The 18,408-nt window shown below is 38.3% G+C and carries 14 protein-coding genes; 7 read left to right on the forward strand and 7 right to left on the reverse strand.

The annotated features are described in order from the left end of the window. The first annotated feature begins 18 nt into the window (after positions 1-18). Positions 19-1,224 (forward strand): 4-hydroxy-3-methylbut-2-enyl diphosphate reductase, encoded by a 1,206-nt coding sequence (locus tag SLP02_RS24715; RefSeq protein WP_319423375.1) that lies wholly within the window; start codon positions 19-21, stop codon positions 1,222-1,224. A gap of 42 nt (positions 1,225-1,266) precedes the next feature. Here the strand turns inward: SLP02_RS24715 and SLP02_RS24720 are convergent, their stop codons facing one another. Next, complete coding sequence (locus tag SLP02_RS24720; protein ID WP_319423376.1) at positions 1,267-3,873, reverse strand: GumC family protein; 2,607 nt, start codon at positions 3,871-3,873, stop codon at positions 1,267-1,269. Positions 3,874-4,256: 383 nt separating this feature from the next. Here SLP02_RS24720 and SLP02_RS24725 point away from each other — a divergent pair, with 383 nt between their 5' ends. Both SLP02_RS24725 and SLP02_RS24730 read left to right on the forward strand, forming a co-directional pair. Further along, positions 4,257-4,391: a hypothetical protein gene (locus SLP02_RS24725; RefSeq protein ID WP_319423377.1), complete on the forward strand. Its 135-nt coding sequence runs from the start codon at positions 4,257-4,259 to the stop codon at positions 4,389-4,391. A gap of 181 nt (positions 4,392-4,572) precedes the next feature. After that, on the forward strand, positions 4,573-5,550 hold the full coding sequence (locus SLP02_RS24730) for an ABC transporter ATP-binding protein (RefSeq protein WP_319423378.1): 978 nt from the start codon (positions 4,573-4,575) through the stop codon (positions 5,548-5,550). Between the two features lie 119 nt (positions 5,551-5,669). On the opposite strand, the gene SLP02_RS24735 is transcribed toward SLP02_RS24730, so the two are convergent. Both SLP02_RS24735 and SLP02_RS24740 read right to left on the reverse strand, forming a co-directional pair. After that, positions 5,670-6,032: a DUF1815 family protein gene (locus tag SLP02_RS24735; protein ID WP_319423379.1), complete on the reverse strand. Its 363-nt coding sequence runs from the start codon at positions 6,030-6,032 to the stop codon at positions 5,670-5,672. A 130-nt stretch (positions 6,033-6,162) separates the two neighbouring features. After that, positions 6,163-6,939 (reverse strand): hypothetical protein, encoded by a 777-nt coding sequence (locus SLP02_RS24740; RefSeq protein WP_319423380.1) that lies wholly within the window; start codon positions 6,937-6,939, stop codon positions 6,163-6,165. A 189-nt stretch (positions 6,940-7,128) separates the two neighbouring features. On the opposite strand from SLP02_RS24740, the gene SLP02_RS24745 reads away from it, so the two are divergent. Further along, the gene (locus tag SLP02_RS24745; RefSeq protein WP_319423381.1) at positions 7,129-7,887 is read left to right on the forward strand and encodes an ABC transporter ATP-binding protein; all 759 of its coding nucleotides are present in this window, start codon (positions 7,129-7,131) and stop codon (positions 7,885-7,887) included. 335 nt (positions 7,888-8,222) lie between these two features. On the opposite strand, the gene SLP02_RS24750 is transcribed toward SLP02_RS24745, so the two are convergent. Further along, a complete protein-coding gene (locus SLP02_RS24750; protein ID WP_319423382.1) occupies positions 8,223-11,405 on the reverse strand; it encodes an aminotransferase class I/II-fold pyridoxal phosphate-dependent enzyme in 3,183 nt (1,060 codons plus the stop codon). Between the two features lie 232 nt (positions 11,406-11,637). Here SLP02_RS24750 and SLP02_RS24755 point away from each other — a divergent pair, with 232 nt between their 5' ends. Continuing rightward, positions 11,638-12,441, forward strand: a complete 804-nt coding sequence (locus SLP02_RS24755; RefSeq protein WP_319423383.1) for a response regulator — start codon at positions 11,638-11,640, stop codon at positions 12,439-12,441. A 43-nt stretch (positions 12,442-12,484) separates the two neighbouring features. Here SLP02_RS24755 and SLP02_RS24760 read toward each other — a convergent pair whose 3' ends face one another. The 3 genes from SLP02_RS24760 to SLP02_RS24770 all read right to left on the reverse strand — a co-directional run bounded on the left by SLP02_RS24760 (position 12,485) and on the right by SLP02_RS24770 (position 16,038). Further along, on the reverse strand, positions 12,485-14,542 hold the full coding sequence (locus tag SLP02_RS24760) for a DUF3769 domain-containing protein (protein WP_319423384.1): 2,058 nt from the start codon (positions 14,540-14,542) through the stop codon (positions 12,485-12,487). 240 nt (positions 14,543-14,782) lie between these two features. Continuing rightward, positions 14,783-15,499, reverse strand: coding sequence for a Crp/Fnr family transcriptional regulator (locus SLP02_RS24765; protein ID WP_319423385.1), 717 nt, complete (start codon positions 15,497-15,499; stop codon positions 14,783-14,785). A gap of 266 nt (positions 15,500-15,765) precedes the next feature. Then, positions 15,766-16,038, reverse strand: coding sequence for a hypothetical protein (locus SLP02_RS24770; RefSeq protein ID WP_319423386.1), 273 nt, complete (start codon positions 16,036-16,038; stop codon positions 15,766-15,768). A gap of 282 nt (positions 16,039-16,320) precedes the next feature. Here SLP02_RS24770 and SLP02_RS24775 point away from each other — a divergent pair, with 282 nt between their 5' ends. Next, entirely contained in the window at positions 16,321-16,443 is a 123-nt protein-coding gene (locus SLP02_RS24775; protein ID WP_319423387.1) for a hypothetical protein, read from the forward strand. Between the two features lie 348 nt (positions 16,444-16,791). After that, positions 16,792-18,360, forward strand: coding sequence for an ISL3 family transposase (locus tag SLP02_RS24780; protein ID WP_413467431.1), 1,569 nt, complete (start codon positions 16,792-16,794; stop codon positions 18,358-18,360). The last annotated feature ends 48 nt before the right edge of the window (positions 18,361-18,408 follow it).

Below are 18,408 nucleotides of genomic sequence, written 5' to 3' on the forward strand. Positions count from 1 at the left end.
AATATAACTGATCTAAAAATGGATACTAAAGCTTTTAAACGTTCTTTGCAACAGTCCCAAAACTATCATCGTCGGGGATTTGGACACGATGAAGAAGTGGCTGGAACAATGAATACGGAGTATCAAAGTGATTTAATTCAAACTATTCGCGATCGCAACTATCGTCTACAAAGAGGAGATGTTACCATCCTTCTAGCCGAATCTTTTGGCTTTTGTTGGGGAGTAGAAAGAGCCGTGGCTATGGCTTACGAAACTCGTCAGCATTTCCCTACCGCCAAAATTTGGATTACCAACGAGATTATTCACAATCCTTCAGTTAATCAACGTCTGAGAGAAATGAACGTTGACTTTATTGAATTGGTTAATGGTGAAAAAGACTTTAGCGTTGTAGGTCACCAAGACGTAGTTATTTTACCTGCTTTTGGTGCAAGCGTTTCAGAAATGCAGCTACTGAATGATAAAGGCTGCACTATCGTCGATACTACCTGTCCTTGGGTATCAAAAGTCTGGAATTCGGTAGAAAAGCATAAAAAACGGGACTACACTTCAATTATTCACGGCAAATATGCCCACGAAGAAACCGTAGCAACTAGTTCGTTTGCCGATCGCTATCTAGTTGTCTTAAATTTGGAACAGGCTGAATATGTGACTAACTATATTCTTGATGGTGGCGATCGCCAAGAATTTTTGACTAAGTTTAAAAACGCTTATTCTGATGGTTTTGATCCTGACCGAGATTTGATTAGAGTCGGTATTGCTAATCAAACTACAATGCTCAAAAGTGAAACCGAGCAAATTGGAAGGCTTTTAGAGCAAACAATGCTGAAAAAGTATGGTCCTACTGAGTTAACGCAGCACTTTATGAGCTTTAATACTATCTGCGATGCTACTCAAGAAAGACAAGATGCCATGTTCGATTTGGTTGAGAAGGACTTGTCTTTGATGGTGGTGATTGGAGGGTTTAATTCTTCTAATACTACTCATTTACAAGAAATTGCCGTTGAGCATCATATTCCCTCTTATCATATTGACTGTGTTGAGCGAATTTTAAGTCGCGATCGCCTAGAATATAAGCCTTTAGATGGAGAAATTACTATAGTCGAAAACTGGCTACCAGAAGGGGAAATTATTGTAGGCATAACTTCTGGTGCTTCTACCCCTGATAAAGTCGTAGCAGATGTAATTGAGAAAATCTTTGATTTAAAAGCTGTGGCGATCGCCTAAACGGAGTTCTATTTATAGCAGTAAGTTAACACAAATCAATAACTAGACTCTAAAACTAGCATTTTGTCTGCTTTCTAGCACTTGCTGATACTGGAAAAGCATTTCTCGACGCTTTTGCAGATTTCGCCTTTGTCCCACAAGAGTTTCATCCAGCATCCGTTTTCTTTCTTGCTCCTGATTTAATTGATTTTCTAAATAGAATTCATTTTCATTAGAAACATTGGCTCGTCGTTGCAGTTTTTTGACTTTTTGACGCTGCAATAAAAGTTCTTCTTCTTGTTCTTTAACCACTCTACTTAAATCTACTAGATCTTGCTGTAAATGAAATACCATTGACTCTAGCTTATTCAATGGTGCTGATTGCAGCTGATCTTCATTAAGGTTGGCATCTAATCTATCTTTTTTAGACTCTATTACCATAAGCGAAATAGTATCCCAAAGCTCTTCATTCTCTACAGGGCTAATACCTGGGAGTTTGTTATAGGAAAACATAATTGGTGACTCTTCAAGAGCATTGTAGTAGTAAGAGCGGGAATCAAATTGAGGCTCAACTCCATTGAAGACAATTCCCAACATATTGAGTCCTGATTGCTCTAAAATTTCTTTGGTGAATTTTGCCTGCGATCGCTCTACTAAACCAGGTCTGACTACCAATAAAACCCCGTCAGCCATACGACCCATTATGGGAGCATCGGCAGTTAAATCTAAAGAAGGAGTATCAAAAATAACAAAATCATAGCTTTCTGACCAGTAATCTATCAACATTCTCATTCTTTGAGAATCAAGTAAAGTTGCAGGAGAGGGATTTAAACTTCCTGAAGTAAGCAAATCTAAATTTGGCATAACTTCATTAATAGACATTCTAGGATCTAGGCGATCGGCAATTACATTACTTAAGCCATTGTCGTTATAAGTATTCCAGATACGATCTTGAATAGGATCGTATAAATTAGCATCAACTAGCAAAACTCTATTGCCTACTTGAGCCATTGCTGCTGCTAAATTAGCAGCTACAGTAGATTTGCCCTCCTGCACGCCAGAACTGGTAATAACAATAGTTTTTACCTTTCTATCAGTCTTTAAAGACCTGATATTAGACTGTAACATCCTATAAGACTCACCGAGTGCTAAGAAAGGATAGTCTCGGACTATTAATTTAGGAATGGAGGGGTCTTGATCTTTTAATTCTGGTAAAGCTAATAGCTTGATTCTATCTGTGCTTGGAATTATCCCTAAAGACGTATAACCATATAGCTGTTTAGCTTCGTCAATGGTTTTAATCGATCTATCACTAATTTCTAGAAGATAAATAACTCCAGCTGCGGATAATAAAGCTAAAGAGCCAGCAGCTAAAAAGCCTACTGCACGAGAAGAGACTGGCTGAGCGGGGACATCGGCATTAGAAATCACCCTAACGTTGCCAGGATCTTGAACTTCAGCAATTTTTATAGTTTGTAGCTTTTGCCACAAAGCATCGTAGGTTGACTGAAACGAAGCTCGCTGTCTTTCAAGCTGACTTAACTTTTGCTCTAACTCTGGTACTTTCTGGATTCTAGCACGGCGATCGCCTTCAACTCTGCTCAAGCTGTCAATTTGCTTTTGCAGACCAGATTTAAGAGCTTCTAGCTGAATTAAATCAGTGGTAAGTTCTTCTTGAATTACTCCTGTCTTATTTCTCTGTACTAAATCTCGTGCTGTCTCTGCGCCAACAGAGGCGGTTTGTCGATAGAGTAATTTTGATAAAGAATCTACTTGTTGTTGTAGTTCAACTACATTGGGACTATTACCTGTAAAACGGGCTTTGGCGATCGCTAGCTCGGATTCTGCATTTTGCAGTTTAGATATCGTCTCTTTAACTGCTGGAGATTGGCTAATCGTAGTTGAAACTACCGCCTGTTCTGCGATTAAACCAAGCTTTTTTCTGATATAGTCAGCCTGAGATTCAGCATTAGCCATTTCTCCACGAGCTTGGGCTATGTCAGCCTGTAGCTGCCGCATTCCCTGAATCAAAGAGCTAGTATTTTCATCAGGGTCAACAAATCCATTTGATTCTTTTAATTCCCGTATTTTTGCTTCAGTTTTGTGTAGGGAATCTTCTGCTCTTGGTAGTTGTTCTTCTAAAAACTTTCTAGCAGTTTCTGCTTCTGCTTTGTTAACTATTAAATTGTTATCTAAATAATTTTTGACCAAAGTGTTAACAGTTAGGGCAGCTTGCTCTGGGTTATGACTAGCATAGGAAATCTTAAGAATATCTGTAGCAGTTATCGAGGAAACTTTTAAGTTTTCTAGAAAATCTTCAACTTTAAGCTTTTTGCCTTCTCGATCTTTTAACTGTAGTTTGGGGTCATTAATAGTTTTTTTAACTAAAGGAACTGAACGTAAAACCTCTGTTTCTGTGTCAATAAAGTTTCCTTTCTCCGCGATCGTTGAAAAGCCTTCTAAAGCTTTACCAACTTCTGTCAGAGAAGAACTAACGGTGTTACTTTTAAATTTTAGTCTTGCTTCAGCCTCGTAAACGTTTTTCTTTAAAGTAGTAGCAACAATACCCAAAGTTAATATAATTAGAAAAACAATCGATCCAGGCAGCCAGCGCCTTTTAATCATTTGCCAATAGTATTGATTATCTAAGGGCGTTTGTGAGAGATTCATACTTAATATTTAATAGCAACATTCAAAATATTTAAAGAAAAAATACATATGTAAAACTAATAAAATTATGATAACGAAATAATAAGTAAGATTTCATAAAGTTTCATCAAGAAGTGAACATACTTTTAATTTCAATAATTACTCGTTCTGGGTCTGACTCGGTTAGGTTAGAGCCAAAGGGTAAACACAAACCTTGTTGAAATAGTTCTTCAGCTACTTCATTATTAATACATTCACAATCTGCAAATACTGGCTATAGGTGGATGGGCTTTCAAACTGGTCTAGTTTCTATCTGTTTGTCTAACAGTTGTAGACGTATTTGTTCTCGATTGGTGCCTGAAGTTTAAAGATTAATTGTTAAGCAACTAAGCCAACGTGTACTCATGCCAAAATTTGCTTTGGGCATAAATTTAATTCCTGGTAAATCTGCCAAATTCCGTCCACTAGCAGCAACTCTATCTTTTAATACTGCTAATTGTCCTCTACCAATACCAGCCGAAATGTTGCTTAATCAGTAATTAAAACCGATCTCGGTATGTTAATAGTGGGGGTGGGGATCTTTCGCCTGGGTTGCTAAAAAATTGGCTTTTTAAATTGTTCGATTTTGAGCTTAATCAAAACACTTTGATTAAAATGTTAAAAAATGGTTGATTTTAGGGAACTATAAAGGCAAATATACTTTGTAACTGACGGTTATTTATGCCTTCTACTGCTGATTTTTCATCAATTTCCCCTAGTGATTCTATGCCAGTGGTACAAACTTGGAGTTTGGGCAAGGTTTATCGTACTGGCTTTTGGATGAATCAAAAAATAGAATCGCTAAAAAATTGTTCTTTGAGCATTCATCAAGGAGAAACTTTTGGTCTACTTGGTCCTAATGGGGCAGGGAAAACAACGCTGCTCAAAACTTTATTGGGAATTACCCGTCCAACTACAGGCAGGGCAGTAATTTTAGGAAAACCAATTGGAGATCGCACCGTTAAGCAAAAGATTGGTTACTTACCTGAAAACGCCTTTCTTTACGATTTTCTTACCGCCTGGGAGTTTTTAGAATTTATTGCTGGGTTATTCCAAATTCCTAAAAAAATCCAGCGTCAACGTATTGCCGAATTACTAGATTTAGTCGGTTTAGCTAAGTCTACAGCCCGCAAGAAGAAATTAAAGCAGTATTCTAAGGGTATGCTGCAAAGAGTAGGCATGGCACAGGCTTTGATCAACGATCCTGAAATTGTGTTTTTGGATGAGCCGATGTCAGGATTAGATCCCATGGGACGCTATCGAATGCGCGAAATTGTTTCGTCTCTAAAACAGCAGGGTAAAACCATCTTTTTTAATTCCCATGTTTTGTCAGATATTGAGCAAATTTGCGATCGCATTGCCTTTCTTGCTCTGGGAGAATTAATCTGCCAGGGATCTCTTGATGAATTATTAGGTACTAGCAATGCCTATCAGGCAATTGTTATTGGTGGAAGTTCGGAGGCTTTAACTCCCTGGATGACCAATCTTACCCAAGAGAATAACCGTTGGCATGGTCAATTAAAAGTTGAACCAAATCAATTTGTATCTCACCTAGAAAATGTCGAAGCTCAATTAGTCAGTATTCACCAGGCAAGACCTTCTTTAGAAGAATTTTTTATGCAGCAGTTAAGGTCTAGAGGTATTGAAATAAGCCGTTAGTGATTGCGGATGCCTGGTACGGCGCTTACAAGGGCTGGACACATAATTCTAGCCACAGCCCCTCTGCTTCGTCGTAAATCGCCCCTAATAGCTGGATATCGATCATTTGAGATTAACTGCTAAACAGATTGTAATGTCTGTGGCTTCTCTGATTTAACCTCTTTAGATTTAGGCGGTTGGGTTTGATATTTAATTAGGTCTGCTAAATCCTGTAATTGATTAATCGCTTCTGCCCCTTCTAACTTCATTAGTTCACGGTCATCTCTCATTTCAGTCCAGGTAATTCCATAATCTGAAACTAAAAAACGAATTAGATGCTCATCTTTTAAACTAACCATAAAAGAGGCACTATTCATTTCACCACCACAGGTATAGCAGGATGCTAAGTAACCTTGATTTTCAAAAGCGATCGCCAGGGCTTGAAGAGTCATTACTAGATCCTGTACGAATCGACGATGCTGTTGCGCGAGTCTTGTAAACACTTTGTTCCTCCGAACACCTCAAATTTTATTGTAAACGTTTTAGTATTTTTTTATATTTTCTTTATAGTTATTATCATCCTGTTTATGGGGTGATTAATTTTTATCAGTCTAACTGAGTTTCGGAAAAAGTTTATGTGTCATTTAATTCAATTTGTGCAGATTTTAGAATAAAATCACATAGAGGAACAATAGTTTTGTCCTCTAAAAGAGCTTCCAGCTTGAATTTTGCCGATTCTGGTATTCCTGCCACAGAGATAGAAAATTCAAACCCGCTACTATTGGCTGTAGGAATATCTGGATACCTTTGCATCACTGTCGGACGAGAATGCTTAATGGGGGTTTCTAATAAAATATCCGTCTGATAAATGACCCGAAGAGTTTTGGCGATCGATTTTTTGCCCAAAACCCAACCTTTAACTAATATTGCCCCAGCGATGGACATGGATTGAGGTTGGGGGGTAATGATTCCAAATCCCCAAAGAGTATTAAAATTTTGTTTGGGAAGAGTTTTTTGAATATCAACAATTTGAATCGGTGTTTTCAATAGCTCTAGCCAATTTTGAGATCTAGCTAAGGCTTGCTGTGTATGTTTTAATTGAGACTGAGTGAGGTTAAACTGTTTTTGCTGTTCAAATAATGCTTTTTTATAGAGTTTTGCTTCACCATCAACTTTTTGTAATCTCAGCTGAGTTTCTCCAAGCTCAATTTGAAAACCTTGGTTAATCTGAAGTTGAGCTTGGGTTTGCCCTAATTGCTTTTGAGTTTGCTGGAGTTTTGCATTGAGGCTTTCTAACTCAGATTCCATCTGTTGCCACTTTGACTGCTCTTGTTGAGCTTGCTGAGCCTGTTGTTTATATCGCTCTAAATCTCCATTAGATAGCCAATTAGCAAGTTTTAGAAGCTTCAAATCTTTACTCCTCAAGCAGTGGTAATAAGTCAGTTAGATTTTACTCTAAGATTTTAGATTATTCTGAAGATTGGCCAGTGTCCTTGAATTGATCCCCAGGCGCACACAAAACTAAGCTTTACAAAAGCTAAATCACAGTCGTAACCGCGCATTTTATAGTCAAGTATACTATCCCCAAACTATTAGCGTATGAGCGATCGCCATCTTCCATCAATTCTGCGTTTGGAACAGGTCAATCTACAGGCTTCTTTAGGATCTAGTTATTTATTACAGGACATCTCTTTTAATATTCCTCCAGTCGCAAAAGTAGCTGTGGTTGGGGCATCTGGTGCAGGCAAAACATCTTTACTCAAACTGCTTAATCATTTGGTTTCACCTAGCCAGGGAGAAATTTATTTTAATGATCTACCGATCGAACAATTAGGAATAATTCAACTGCGTCGTTTAATCGTCTTAGTTCCTCAAGAACCTAAGTTATTGGGCATGAAAGTAGCGGATGCCCTAAGCTATCCCTTACAGCTACAAAAATTACCAGAGTCAGAAATTCGCCAGAGGCTAGACACCTGGACAAATTTACTGCGTATACCGACTCAATGGTTAGATAGAACTGAATTACAGCTTTCTTTAGGGCAGAGACAATTAATTGCGATCGCTCGCGCTTTGGTAATGCAGCCCCAAGTATTACTCTTAGACGAACCGACATCAGCTTTAGACATCGGTACGGCGAATCATCTTTTGAGCGTTTTAGAAGAGTTAAACCAAAATCAAAACTTAACTATAATCATGGTTAACCATCAGTTGGGATTGATTGAAAATTTTTGCGATCGCCTTCTTTACTTAAATGCAGGCAAGCTAGAATTAGATATTCCAGGTACCCCAGGCAATTGGCAAAAAATCGAGCAAAAACTAATTCAGCTAAAGACCGAACAAGAACAAGAATGGAGCTAGCTAGCACCACTGTGCAGAGGTAAGTAGGTAATAATTGAACGAAGGCAGAATTGGACTCTATAAAAGTATTTAATTCTTCCACTTTTAGTTTTCAGCCTTTTATTTTTACTTTCTCATATTTGATTCCTGATTGCCATATCTTTTTATCCATGTTAAAAATTTAGGTTTTTACTAAGGCATCTATCAACTTAATATTGTTCATTTGTATGCTTATAATTATTGATGCCATAAGAAATCAATAATTTTCTAAAATACGATTTAGTCATATCCTATACTATTTACTTCAATTTAGCTAAATAAAATCTAATTTCTGAAACTAGATAGAACAACTTAATTCAAACTTCAAATGAACTGTAAAACTCTTTAATTCGCTGCAAAGCCTCCTGAAACTCCGATTCGGAAACTGATAATACAAAACGGCAATAGTTTGGCAACCCAGTCCAGGTAGCACCATTGATCGTTAATCCGACACTTGAAAACAAAACGGTAGTAATAGAATCTCCATCAATGACTGTTTCATATTTAACATTATCTTGTTCGTAAGATACTGTTTTGCTCAAGAAGAAACTCGGTTTTGCTACTAAAAATAATCCGCCTTGTGGGTCAATGGCTATCCAACCAGATTGCTGCAATACTGCCGTTAGCTGTATGGCTCTTTGTTGTAGAAGTTGACTTTGAGCTTCTCGATGTCGGATAAGTTCGGCATCGCCTTTGACCACCCCCTCAAAAAATCGACGCATAGCATACATAGTAGTCTGGGGAAGCTGACCAGGAATAAATTCTGCTATTTGCCTAACTATAGTGGCACTAGGAGAATATAAATAGCCAAAACGTATCCCTGCTGCGGAAAATTCCTTGGAAATGCCACCGAGTAAAATTAAGTTACTAGAATTGCTTTGACGGCGATCTTGCAGCCATGATAAATCAGTTTTGGGCTGAGACTGGTCAAATTCTAAACCAGAAAAAATTGTGTCTAAGACAACTTTTGCTTTATATTGCCAAGCTAATTGAATAATTTCCTGTAATTCTTGAGCAGAGTATAACGCTCCTGTAGGATTAGAAATGGGTGCATTAAGATAAAGCCAAGGATTAGCGGTAGTTTTGAGTATCTGCTCTAGGTTAGATACATTGATTTTAAAACCTTGGGCTGGGTGTCCCAATACTGTTTGTACTCTAACTCCATAAAAATCTAGGGTTGCTCGGAAATAACCGTAAGCACCTTGGGGAAAGATAAAAGATCCTTGCTCTTGACGACATTTCTGCACCACCGCACTAAATAAGGATGCTACTCCAGAGCCATAGATAAAATTAGCCCGATCGCCGTATTTAATTCCGTATTTTTGAGAACAGATAGCAGACAAGGGCTTATATACTTCACATTCTTCTGAGGTGATATCCTGTCTGGCAAAGGCTTCGGCGATCGCTTTATTAAGTGCTTCAGGACTTGGTAAACAGTTTTCGCCATAGTCCAGGCGAATAGTTGATGGTTTAAAGGGCAATTCGCTTTCTTTGATTGCAGGATGAGCAAAGGCTTTTGTGGCATTGGCTGAACGATCTAAGGTAAAAGAAGCTTGAGTCTTATCAAGCTTACTATTAGCTGGCTGCGCTCTGGTAGTCTGGAAGTGTAATAACTGTTCTAAAAGCTGCTGATAGAAATATTGGGTAATCAAGCAAACGCGACTGTAGCTCAACTCTGCTGCTCTGATTAAGTCTTTTTGGATTGGCTCTGGATTAATTATGCAGATACATAAAGATAAGCTCGGATAAAGTCTATTTTTGATTAAATCTGCCAGCAAAATTACATGATTTGGCAGACCGCGATCTGCTAGATATTCAAACAAACCATTGTCTACAGGGTTGCTAGAAAGATTTAAATTATCAGAAATATCCACTACTAGTAGTGCGCCAATTTCTTTGGCTGTATTGACTAAAGCTTCAAAAGGCTCTTGAGCAGTCATTTCAAAAGCTTTGAGTCCTGTAATTACTAGCTGGGGATGTAGCTTGGTCATTAATTTGCCAACTAAAGGAATGCGTCGCGGTGCTTCAATTACCTGCTGACTGCCATGGTAACTTACAGGTAGTAACTGCTGTAATCCTTCATCAATAACAATTAACGATGGCTCATAAATTGTTAATAGATTAGCGATCGCTTCTTTCCTAGAGGGGGTAATAATTAAATCATCAGGCTGCCAAAGAATTGAATGATAGTTGCGAAAGTAAGCCGTAAGGCGATCGCGTAATCCTGGTTCTCCTGCTGTCAGTCCATAGGGAAAATGGCTCTGGTTATTGAGGTAATTAAATAAGGATGCTAGCCAGTAAAATCTTTCTTCTGCCACATCTGCATCATTTTCCGTCAGATCTAGCGCGCTTTTTACCCCTTGCAAACTGGGATGCTGTAGTACAGCGAAAATTTGCTTGAGCCAGTTAGGATAAGCCAAAACCCCTTCGTATACGGAGACTGAATGATATATTCTGCCTCCATGCTGGCTATATACCTGGGCGGTAGCAGCACCAATTGGCACATTACTACGGGAAGTCATAAAAAACTCAAACCGATGACCTGTAGCCTGTTCGATCTCTACTAAGCCAGAAATATCTGTATCAGGATCTTGCTCAACCCTAGTTTGCCAAATATGGCGAATTTCTAACCCTCTTCTGGTCATTAATCGCTCTAGTACGGATGCACCTGGTCTGCCTCCAAAGTTAAAGATAACTTTACCCGTAGGTCTGAGTAATTGAATTGACTGCTCGATCGCCTTAGCGAGTAGACCTAAGCCAAACTGATCCTCTACATAGCCCTGTTTTTCGCAATAATTGCTCAAAGAATGGAGAAATTCGTCATTAGCTCCTTGATTAACCAAATCTCGCATTACTTCCAATTCTGGATTGAGTACTTGAGGAATACAGCCCACAATGCGATCAAGGGGATGGGGATAATCGTTAAAAAACTCTAGTAAATCTGATTGAGCAAATTTAACGCGGTCAATTAAAGTTTTTTGTTCCCTATCTAAAATAGGATTTCCCTGTTCATCTAAAGCGTTCAAATATAGATTTAATTGCGAACAGACGATCGCCCGTGGATTGATATCAACTCCATAGATAACCTCAGGCAAAGAATTCAAGGCGATCGCCAAAGTGATCCAGCCACTACCACAGCCCAACTCTACCACCCGACGAGTATAAAACTCTTCGGCAGGATAGCGTAATATGCCTTCGTAAAAGGTAAATGACCATTCTTCAGGAGCAAAAATACTGGGAAACAATAAAAGCAAAAGCTCTTGGCGATCGCCAGTATAGGTTTTAACCGTTTGAGTAACAAAAGAAAAGTAATAATCTTGCTGATTTTTCGACTGCCAAGTCTGATAAATTAAACCAAAAAATCGCCGACTTTGAGCTTGTGTCTCAGGAGATTTCAAACTATTTAAAAGTTCGCTAAAGGCAGAAAAAGCATTGGCACTAGAATGGCTGCAATATTCTAAAAATTGTTCAACATTAGATAACAAGGATAGTGAAGTCACAATTGTTATTTATTCTGATATATAAAGATTACCGCCGATAAAAGCTTATTTAAGATTGTTTTTGTCATTTTAGGTGTATAGTAATCAGGTTAACATTCAATTGCTCTATGCCGTTTGCGATCTTGTGTCAACGATTTAAAGCTCAAAAGCAAACTTATTTTCAAGATGTAGCTTGCTAATAATTGGTTAATACTTCAAGAATCGATTTATACATTATAATTTTGTCAGTTTTTTGAAAAACTATCAAAACTCGTTATTTGCTATTGATTTACCAAAAATAAAGATGAAGATGGCGATGATTAATGTTCTTATAGCTGACGATCAAAATTTTGTCCGCAAAACTTTAGCAGCATATTTAGAACCAGAAATAGACCTGAATGTAGTTGGTTTTGCTGAAAACGGAAAAATCGCGATCGCTCAAGTGGCAAAACTCAGGCCAGACGTAGTTTTGATGGATATTGAGATGCCAATTATGGATGGTTTTGCAGCTACAAAAGCCATTGTCCAAAAATTTGCCGATACCAAAGTTTTAATGCTTAGTATCCATGACCGAAAGCAGGATATTGCTGATGCTCTGGAGTTGGGGGCAAAAGGCTATTGGCTAAAAAACACCACTGCCCAAGAATTAGCCGATGCAATTAGACACGTTCACAATGGCTATTTCCAATTAGCGTTGAAATTGGTAGAAAAACACTTTAGTAAATCTACAGCAGAAAACTCTTTGCCACAAGATCCTGCCTTAAGTCATAAATTAGATGTTGTTGATAAAGTTTTGGCTAAAATCGAACAAAAAGTTAGTATATTTGAACAATTAACTCCCCAAAGCTTAAACGAAACTGTAGAAAGCATTGTTAAACAAGAAATGCATTTTCGCAGAGAACGAGATGCCAATCTGCAATTCAGTCTGGATCGTTTAAAACATCAAATAAATCAGTTTGAAAAAAATACTAGTTTGGCTATCAAAGTACAGCTTATTGTTAATCTATTTTTGATTGTCGCTGTGTGCGTTTTAAGCTACATGGTCTTTTACCCCTAGTTGACATCCTCTTAAACAGACAGTTTTTACTGCCCTAACTGCATCATTGTTTAACTCCCTGAATAACTGGGCTAATCCCCTCATTGTCAAAAGGTTGAGGATTTCCTTGCCAGTTAAAGTCGCTGATGCGGAGGCTAAAAGAACCAACTTGTAACACAGGATTATAGCGCAGAGTAATATTGTGAGTTCGACGACTGTATTCTACAAGGTAATCTGTACTGATTTCCTGATTATTATTTAAATCAATAGATGTCTGAACCCCCAAACGAATTGGTCCATAAACTTGTTGAGTAATACCCAGATCCAGGATTTGACGATCCACTAAACGATCGAAGAGAAAAGGCGATTCATCCCCACGAAGATTTTGCGAGTAGCCAAGCTTAAATCCTGTATAGTCGAGCCAAGAACGAGAAAAGTGACCTATTTGTCCTTGAATACCGATAGTTCCCTCTAAAGATAGCTGAGTATCACTATTGCTATAAAAACTACCTACCCCTGAAACTCCTGTATATATTTGTAAATAGGGAACTACAGGCACGGGAGTATAGCGCAATCCTTGGTATTGAGTACTTGGCAACGCTGTTCCCGACCAGATAGGAAAGTTTTTATTAATAAACAACGCTCCTTGATAACGAGTCAGGTTGATGCGGTCATTGTTTCTATCTGCCTCAAGAAGGTCTTGTCTATCGGTATCGGCACTGATGTTTTGAATTGAAGCCTGATATCTTAAATTAACACCAGTATTAGCGATCGCAATATTCGGCGAAGTCAGCACCCCACCAATACTACTTCTAACTGTTTGAAAGCCCAAAGAACCATTAAAAAGGCGATCGCGATAATTGTATGCCAGAGCGAATGTATAGGGATTAGCTACATTACCTAGAGTTTGCTGTAGCCCAACCCTGGCTCGTAAATTGTCTTCTATATTGTTAAAATTAAAGCTGGTTAAGGAAACATTTGCTCCAAAATTGCTGCGAGGGGTCAAATTTGCCTGAAAATTGCTTCTCAAGCCCAATGTTGCTAAATCAAATCCCCCATCCTCAGAATTGCTAAAGCTAAAAGCAGTAGGAAATAAAGCTCGCTCCAAAAAGTATTGTGGAGTAATATTTAAGCTATATTTTGTCCCGTTGAGAAGACGCAAAGTTTTCTCAATATACAAACCACCTCTATCTTGCCCATCAAATCCTAGACTAAACAATCCAGCACCTCGACCAGGACGACCATCAAAGGCATAAGAACTAGCTAAAAGCGGTAAAGCTAAACTATCATCAATTACCACACGAGACTTGGTAGTAGTCAGCTTATTTACTAAGGGAGAAACCTGTTCAAAAGTAGCGGTTTTGGCGCGTAATTCTAGTTCTGGCGGAGAAAAAGGATCGTTAGTCAGACGTAGATTGCTTGCTGTCCAGTTAGTTCCACTAAAGTCTAGCCGATTAGCTTGAAAGCGCAGACGATTAATTGTCCCACCTACGGAATTATTGCTATTATTTATATCTCTGCTGCTGCCTATAGTTGCCCCAATACCCTCGCCAGCAGTTATGTCTGTTAAGGGTTGGGCATTAATCAAGCGATCGCTCAAAGCCCGATCGAAGATTGTTTGTTCTGGTGCTAATCTCTGGTTAACGTTAGTATCTTGACTTAAACTAGGCTGATAAATTTCGCCTCTGGCATTAAAAATCATCCCGCGATCGCTAACTAGATAGTATTCAAACTTTGCTCCCCGTAATACCTGTTGACCTCGTTTGAGAACGACATTACCCTTAGCAACTGCTAGGCGATCGCTTAAATTTATTTCCAGGCGATCGCTAGTCATCACAGATTGAGCAAAACGCATGACCACATTACCTTGAGCCGTAATTACTTTTCTTTGTTCGTCATATTCTTGGCGATCGGCAATTACCTCAATTACTTCAATTTCTTCAATGGGAATTGATGGTTGAAACTCTTGATTAGTCGGTATTTGAAATTTTCTTTGCTCACCTTGACGTTCTTGAGTAATTAAATAACGAGGAGAATTTGTTGTAATCTCTGAATCTGGCTGCGTGGTTAATAAATTTAGTTTACTAGGCAGAAAACTTGCTTTTGTTTTAACTTCAGACAATTGCGAAGCTAAACAAGATGTTTGTAGAAAACACGCCCATAGAGTTATTCCAGCGCAATATCGCAACAAGTCAACCATAGACATTTTTTAACAACAAAACAACAACTGAGTAGTATAACTCTTTCGATGTTGCTGATTTAAGTAATGATGTACAGAATATTACTGTTCATAACCATACCTTTCTATTTTGTCAATGCCTGAGTTCTAGACTGTTGACTTTCAACTTTGCTAGGAAGTGAATCAATCGAGCAAGCTTGAAAACTCTTTAGCAATTAGCCAGTAACATTCGCAGGCATGAGCCTCTAGCTTTTCATGAGAGACAATACGTATCAAGCCACGTTTATAGTTAATAATGCCTGCTTTTTGAAATTTGCTAGCTACTTCGGTTACACCAGTACGGCGCACCCCCAGCATTTGGGAGATAAATTCTTGAGTTAACTGGAATTCGTCTTGTTGAATATTATCTCGTAGCGTGAGCAACCAACGAGCAAATCGCTGCTCAAGGTTGTGATAGCGATTACAGGCAGCAGTTTGACCAAGCTCGATGATGCGAGCCTGAATGTAGCGCATCAGCAGACGATTTAACGCTCCTTGACGATTAAACTCTTCTTTTAGTTGCTTAGCAGTGATTCGATAGCCATTGTCAGCCACCTGAACTATAGCTGTAGAGTTTGTGCAACTAGTATTCAAGATGATTGGCAGCCCGACCATGCCTTCATTGCCGATAACTCCAATCTCTGTTGTTGAACCGTTTTCCATAGTCACTATGGTAGAGACAATTGAGTGAGAAGGAAAGTAAGCATATTTGTATTCTTCTCCAGCATAAAATAGAACTTGATGCTGAGTCAGCTTTATTGGCTCTAAATGAGGTGAAAGGCTTTGATAGTCTTCGGTTGGTAGAGCGGCTAATAGCCGATTGACTGGCTTGTTTAAAATTGGTGAGGACAATTTGTACATACTTCAAGATTTTAGATTTTACTACAGTTAGCTAGGCAACCTATACCAAATCATTTTGGACAAAATGATTTGGTATTTTTTATTTTGATTAAAATTATTAGCGTAACTATATTTTGAAGTACAATATGTTATATTGTAAGTTTGCAGCGAGTTGTAGGTGAAGCAGTCAGTATAAAACAAAAAGCAAATAAAATGACTATTTTGTTGTTTTGCTATTTGCTACCATGTTCGGGCTAATGACTAATAGCTTTTTCGATAAATGCTTTTTATGACATTTCGTCTGGTTTTACCTCTCCAGCTTTTTCTTCTTCCATTGCCTCGACGATAAACAGTTTAGCTAACTTATCGTAAATACCTGCGCCAATATATTGAGGATATTTATGCGATCGACTGTAAAGCCAAATTAAATTATCTCCATAATAAATACGCACATCTTTGAATAAACCTTTGCAGCTTGGTATCAAAGAATTAGCTTTATTTAAAGCATCTGTCCAACGAGTATACTGTGCCACAAAACCAGGAGTTATAACTCGAAACATTTTAATCTAATTAATTATGAAAAAATGTAAATAGTATTACTGATTATTCTATCTTCAATTTAGGAAAGCAAATGGAAAGCAGTTGGATGGATTTGACATTTGGTGTTGTGGCATTATTTATTGTCATTAGTGGTTTATTTCTGCTGTTTCAAGGCGTTGGTGCTATGAATAAAAAAGATTAGGGCTACACATAGGCATAATTTGATAGATTTTTTGCAGAATTGCTTCTAAAACATCGCACTATCATATAGGAAGAGCTTTAGTAAACAAGATTTTATAATCATGGATGTTAAATTAATTCTGCTAGTTTTAACTGGAATTTTTACCGTTAGCTGTTTGTTCTTTGGTACTAAGGGCGGTTATTATGACACCGATAAATATGATGGTAACGGTTCAGCCCATTAATTGTTAAACTAATTGGTAATTATCAAATGCTTGCTCAATCATTTAAATTGGGGTCTTGCACACTTTTGGTGAACCGAAAATAAGGCGATCGCTAAGAAATGCAGCATGGTTTCAAAATTTATAATGTCTATCAGACAAGCATTTTATGAGTAAATAGGAAGAGAAATTAAAAGCATGATGATTTATGTTAGAAGTTCAGCCCTTGGATAATTCTGGTTTATTACAACATTTACTGCCTGATTTTTTTGTCTCAAGATAACATCTTGGTCAATCAGTGAAACAGAAAATAAATTAACGATACAAGTTAAAACTCAGAGCATACAGGCAGTTTGTCCGATTTGTAATTCAATAAGCAATCGCGTCCATAGTAATTATCAGCGATCGCTATTAGATGTATCTTGGGGGAACTATCAAGTCTGTTTGAAGCTTTCAACCCGAAAATTATTTTGTTCAAACTCAAATTGTGAGCGTCGAATTTTCACACAGAGATTACCCAAAATAGCAGCACCTTGGGCGAGACGAACAGAGCGATTGAATATTCAACTTATTAAAGTAGGTTTAGCACAGGGAGGATTACCAGGGTCACGTTTGACTCAACACTTAGGAGTAAAAATTAGCCGTCAAACCCTACTCAGGTTAGTAATGAAAATGCCATTACCATCTCACCCTGTCCCAAAAGTCTTAGGAGTTGATGACTGGGCTTATCGTAAACGCCACACCTACGGTACTATTTTGGTAGATTTGGAAACTCGTCAGCCAATAGACTTGTTATCTGACCGCACAGCTACAACTTTAGCCGAATGGCTACAAGAGCATCCTGGGGTTGAAATCATCTCCAGAGATAGAGCCAAAGCTTATAAAGAAGGAGCGTCAAGAGGATGTCCAGAAGCCATTCAAATAGCAGACCGCTTCCACTTACTACAAAATTTAGCTCAAATGTTAGAAGTAGTGTTGAATCAACACCGAACATTACTGAAGAATGTGGAAGATGAGACCAATAATTGTCCGATTATTGAAGATCAAAAAGTTGTAGCTCAACCAATTCAGCCTCCTCCGAATCCTGTAAAAGCTCTCAAACTTGCCGAAGTAAGACGGGAGCAAAGAAAAGAAAAATACGACCAAGTATGGGCTTTACACAAAAAAGGTTATGGAGGAAAAGCAATTGCTCACCACTTAGGGATTGGCAAAAGTACTGTTTTTCGTTATCTTCGCAGCCCAACTTTTCCTGAAAGAAAAGGACGAAGTGATAAAGGACGAGGTAAAGTTTCTCCTTACAAAAAGTATCTTCAGTCACGATGGAATTCTGGTTTTCACGATACTCAGAAACTTTATGCTGAAATTAAATTACAGGGTTATGAAGGAAGCTATGTCACTTTAGCTCGATATACTCACCGTCTGCGTGAAGCACAGGGACTTAAACCAAGAGAAAAACTTAATAAACCATTACCGATAGTGTTTGAACCGAAAAAATCGCTGATGACTGTACGTCAAGCAGTATGGCTAATTCTACGTCATAGCATCAACCAAAACAAAGCCGAAACGGAAGCCATTGAATTATTGAAAAAACAACATCCAGATCTTAATACGGGAATTTCTTTAGCAATGGATTTTGCCGATTTAGTTCGTCGAAAAGCGGTGCGACCCCGCGTCGCCGACAGGCGCAAGGGAACGCGCACCAAGAAACAAAATAAATTAGCAGAATGGTTGAAAAACGCCGAGGAAAGTAAGATAAGAGCCATTAGTGGTTTTGCGAACAAACTAAAAGATGATTTAGATGCAGTCACAAATGGAGTGACTTATCAATGGAGCAATGGGCAAGTAGAAGGACAAGTTAATCGACTCAAGATGTTAAAAAGGCAAATGTATGGACGTGCCAGTCACGAACTACTCAAGAAAAGATTTTTGTGTCCTGTCTAGTAGGCTAGCGATCGCTAGTTCTTGAGTTCACCAAAAGTGTGCAAGACC

The sequence above is a fragment of the Pleurocapsa sp. FMAR1 genome (genome assembly GCF_963665995.1).
Lineage (GTDB): Bacteria > Cyanobacteriota > Cyanobacteriia > Cyanobacteriales > Xenococcaceae > Waterburya.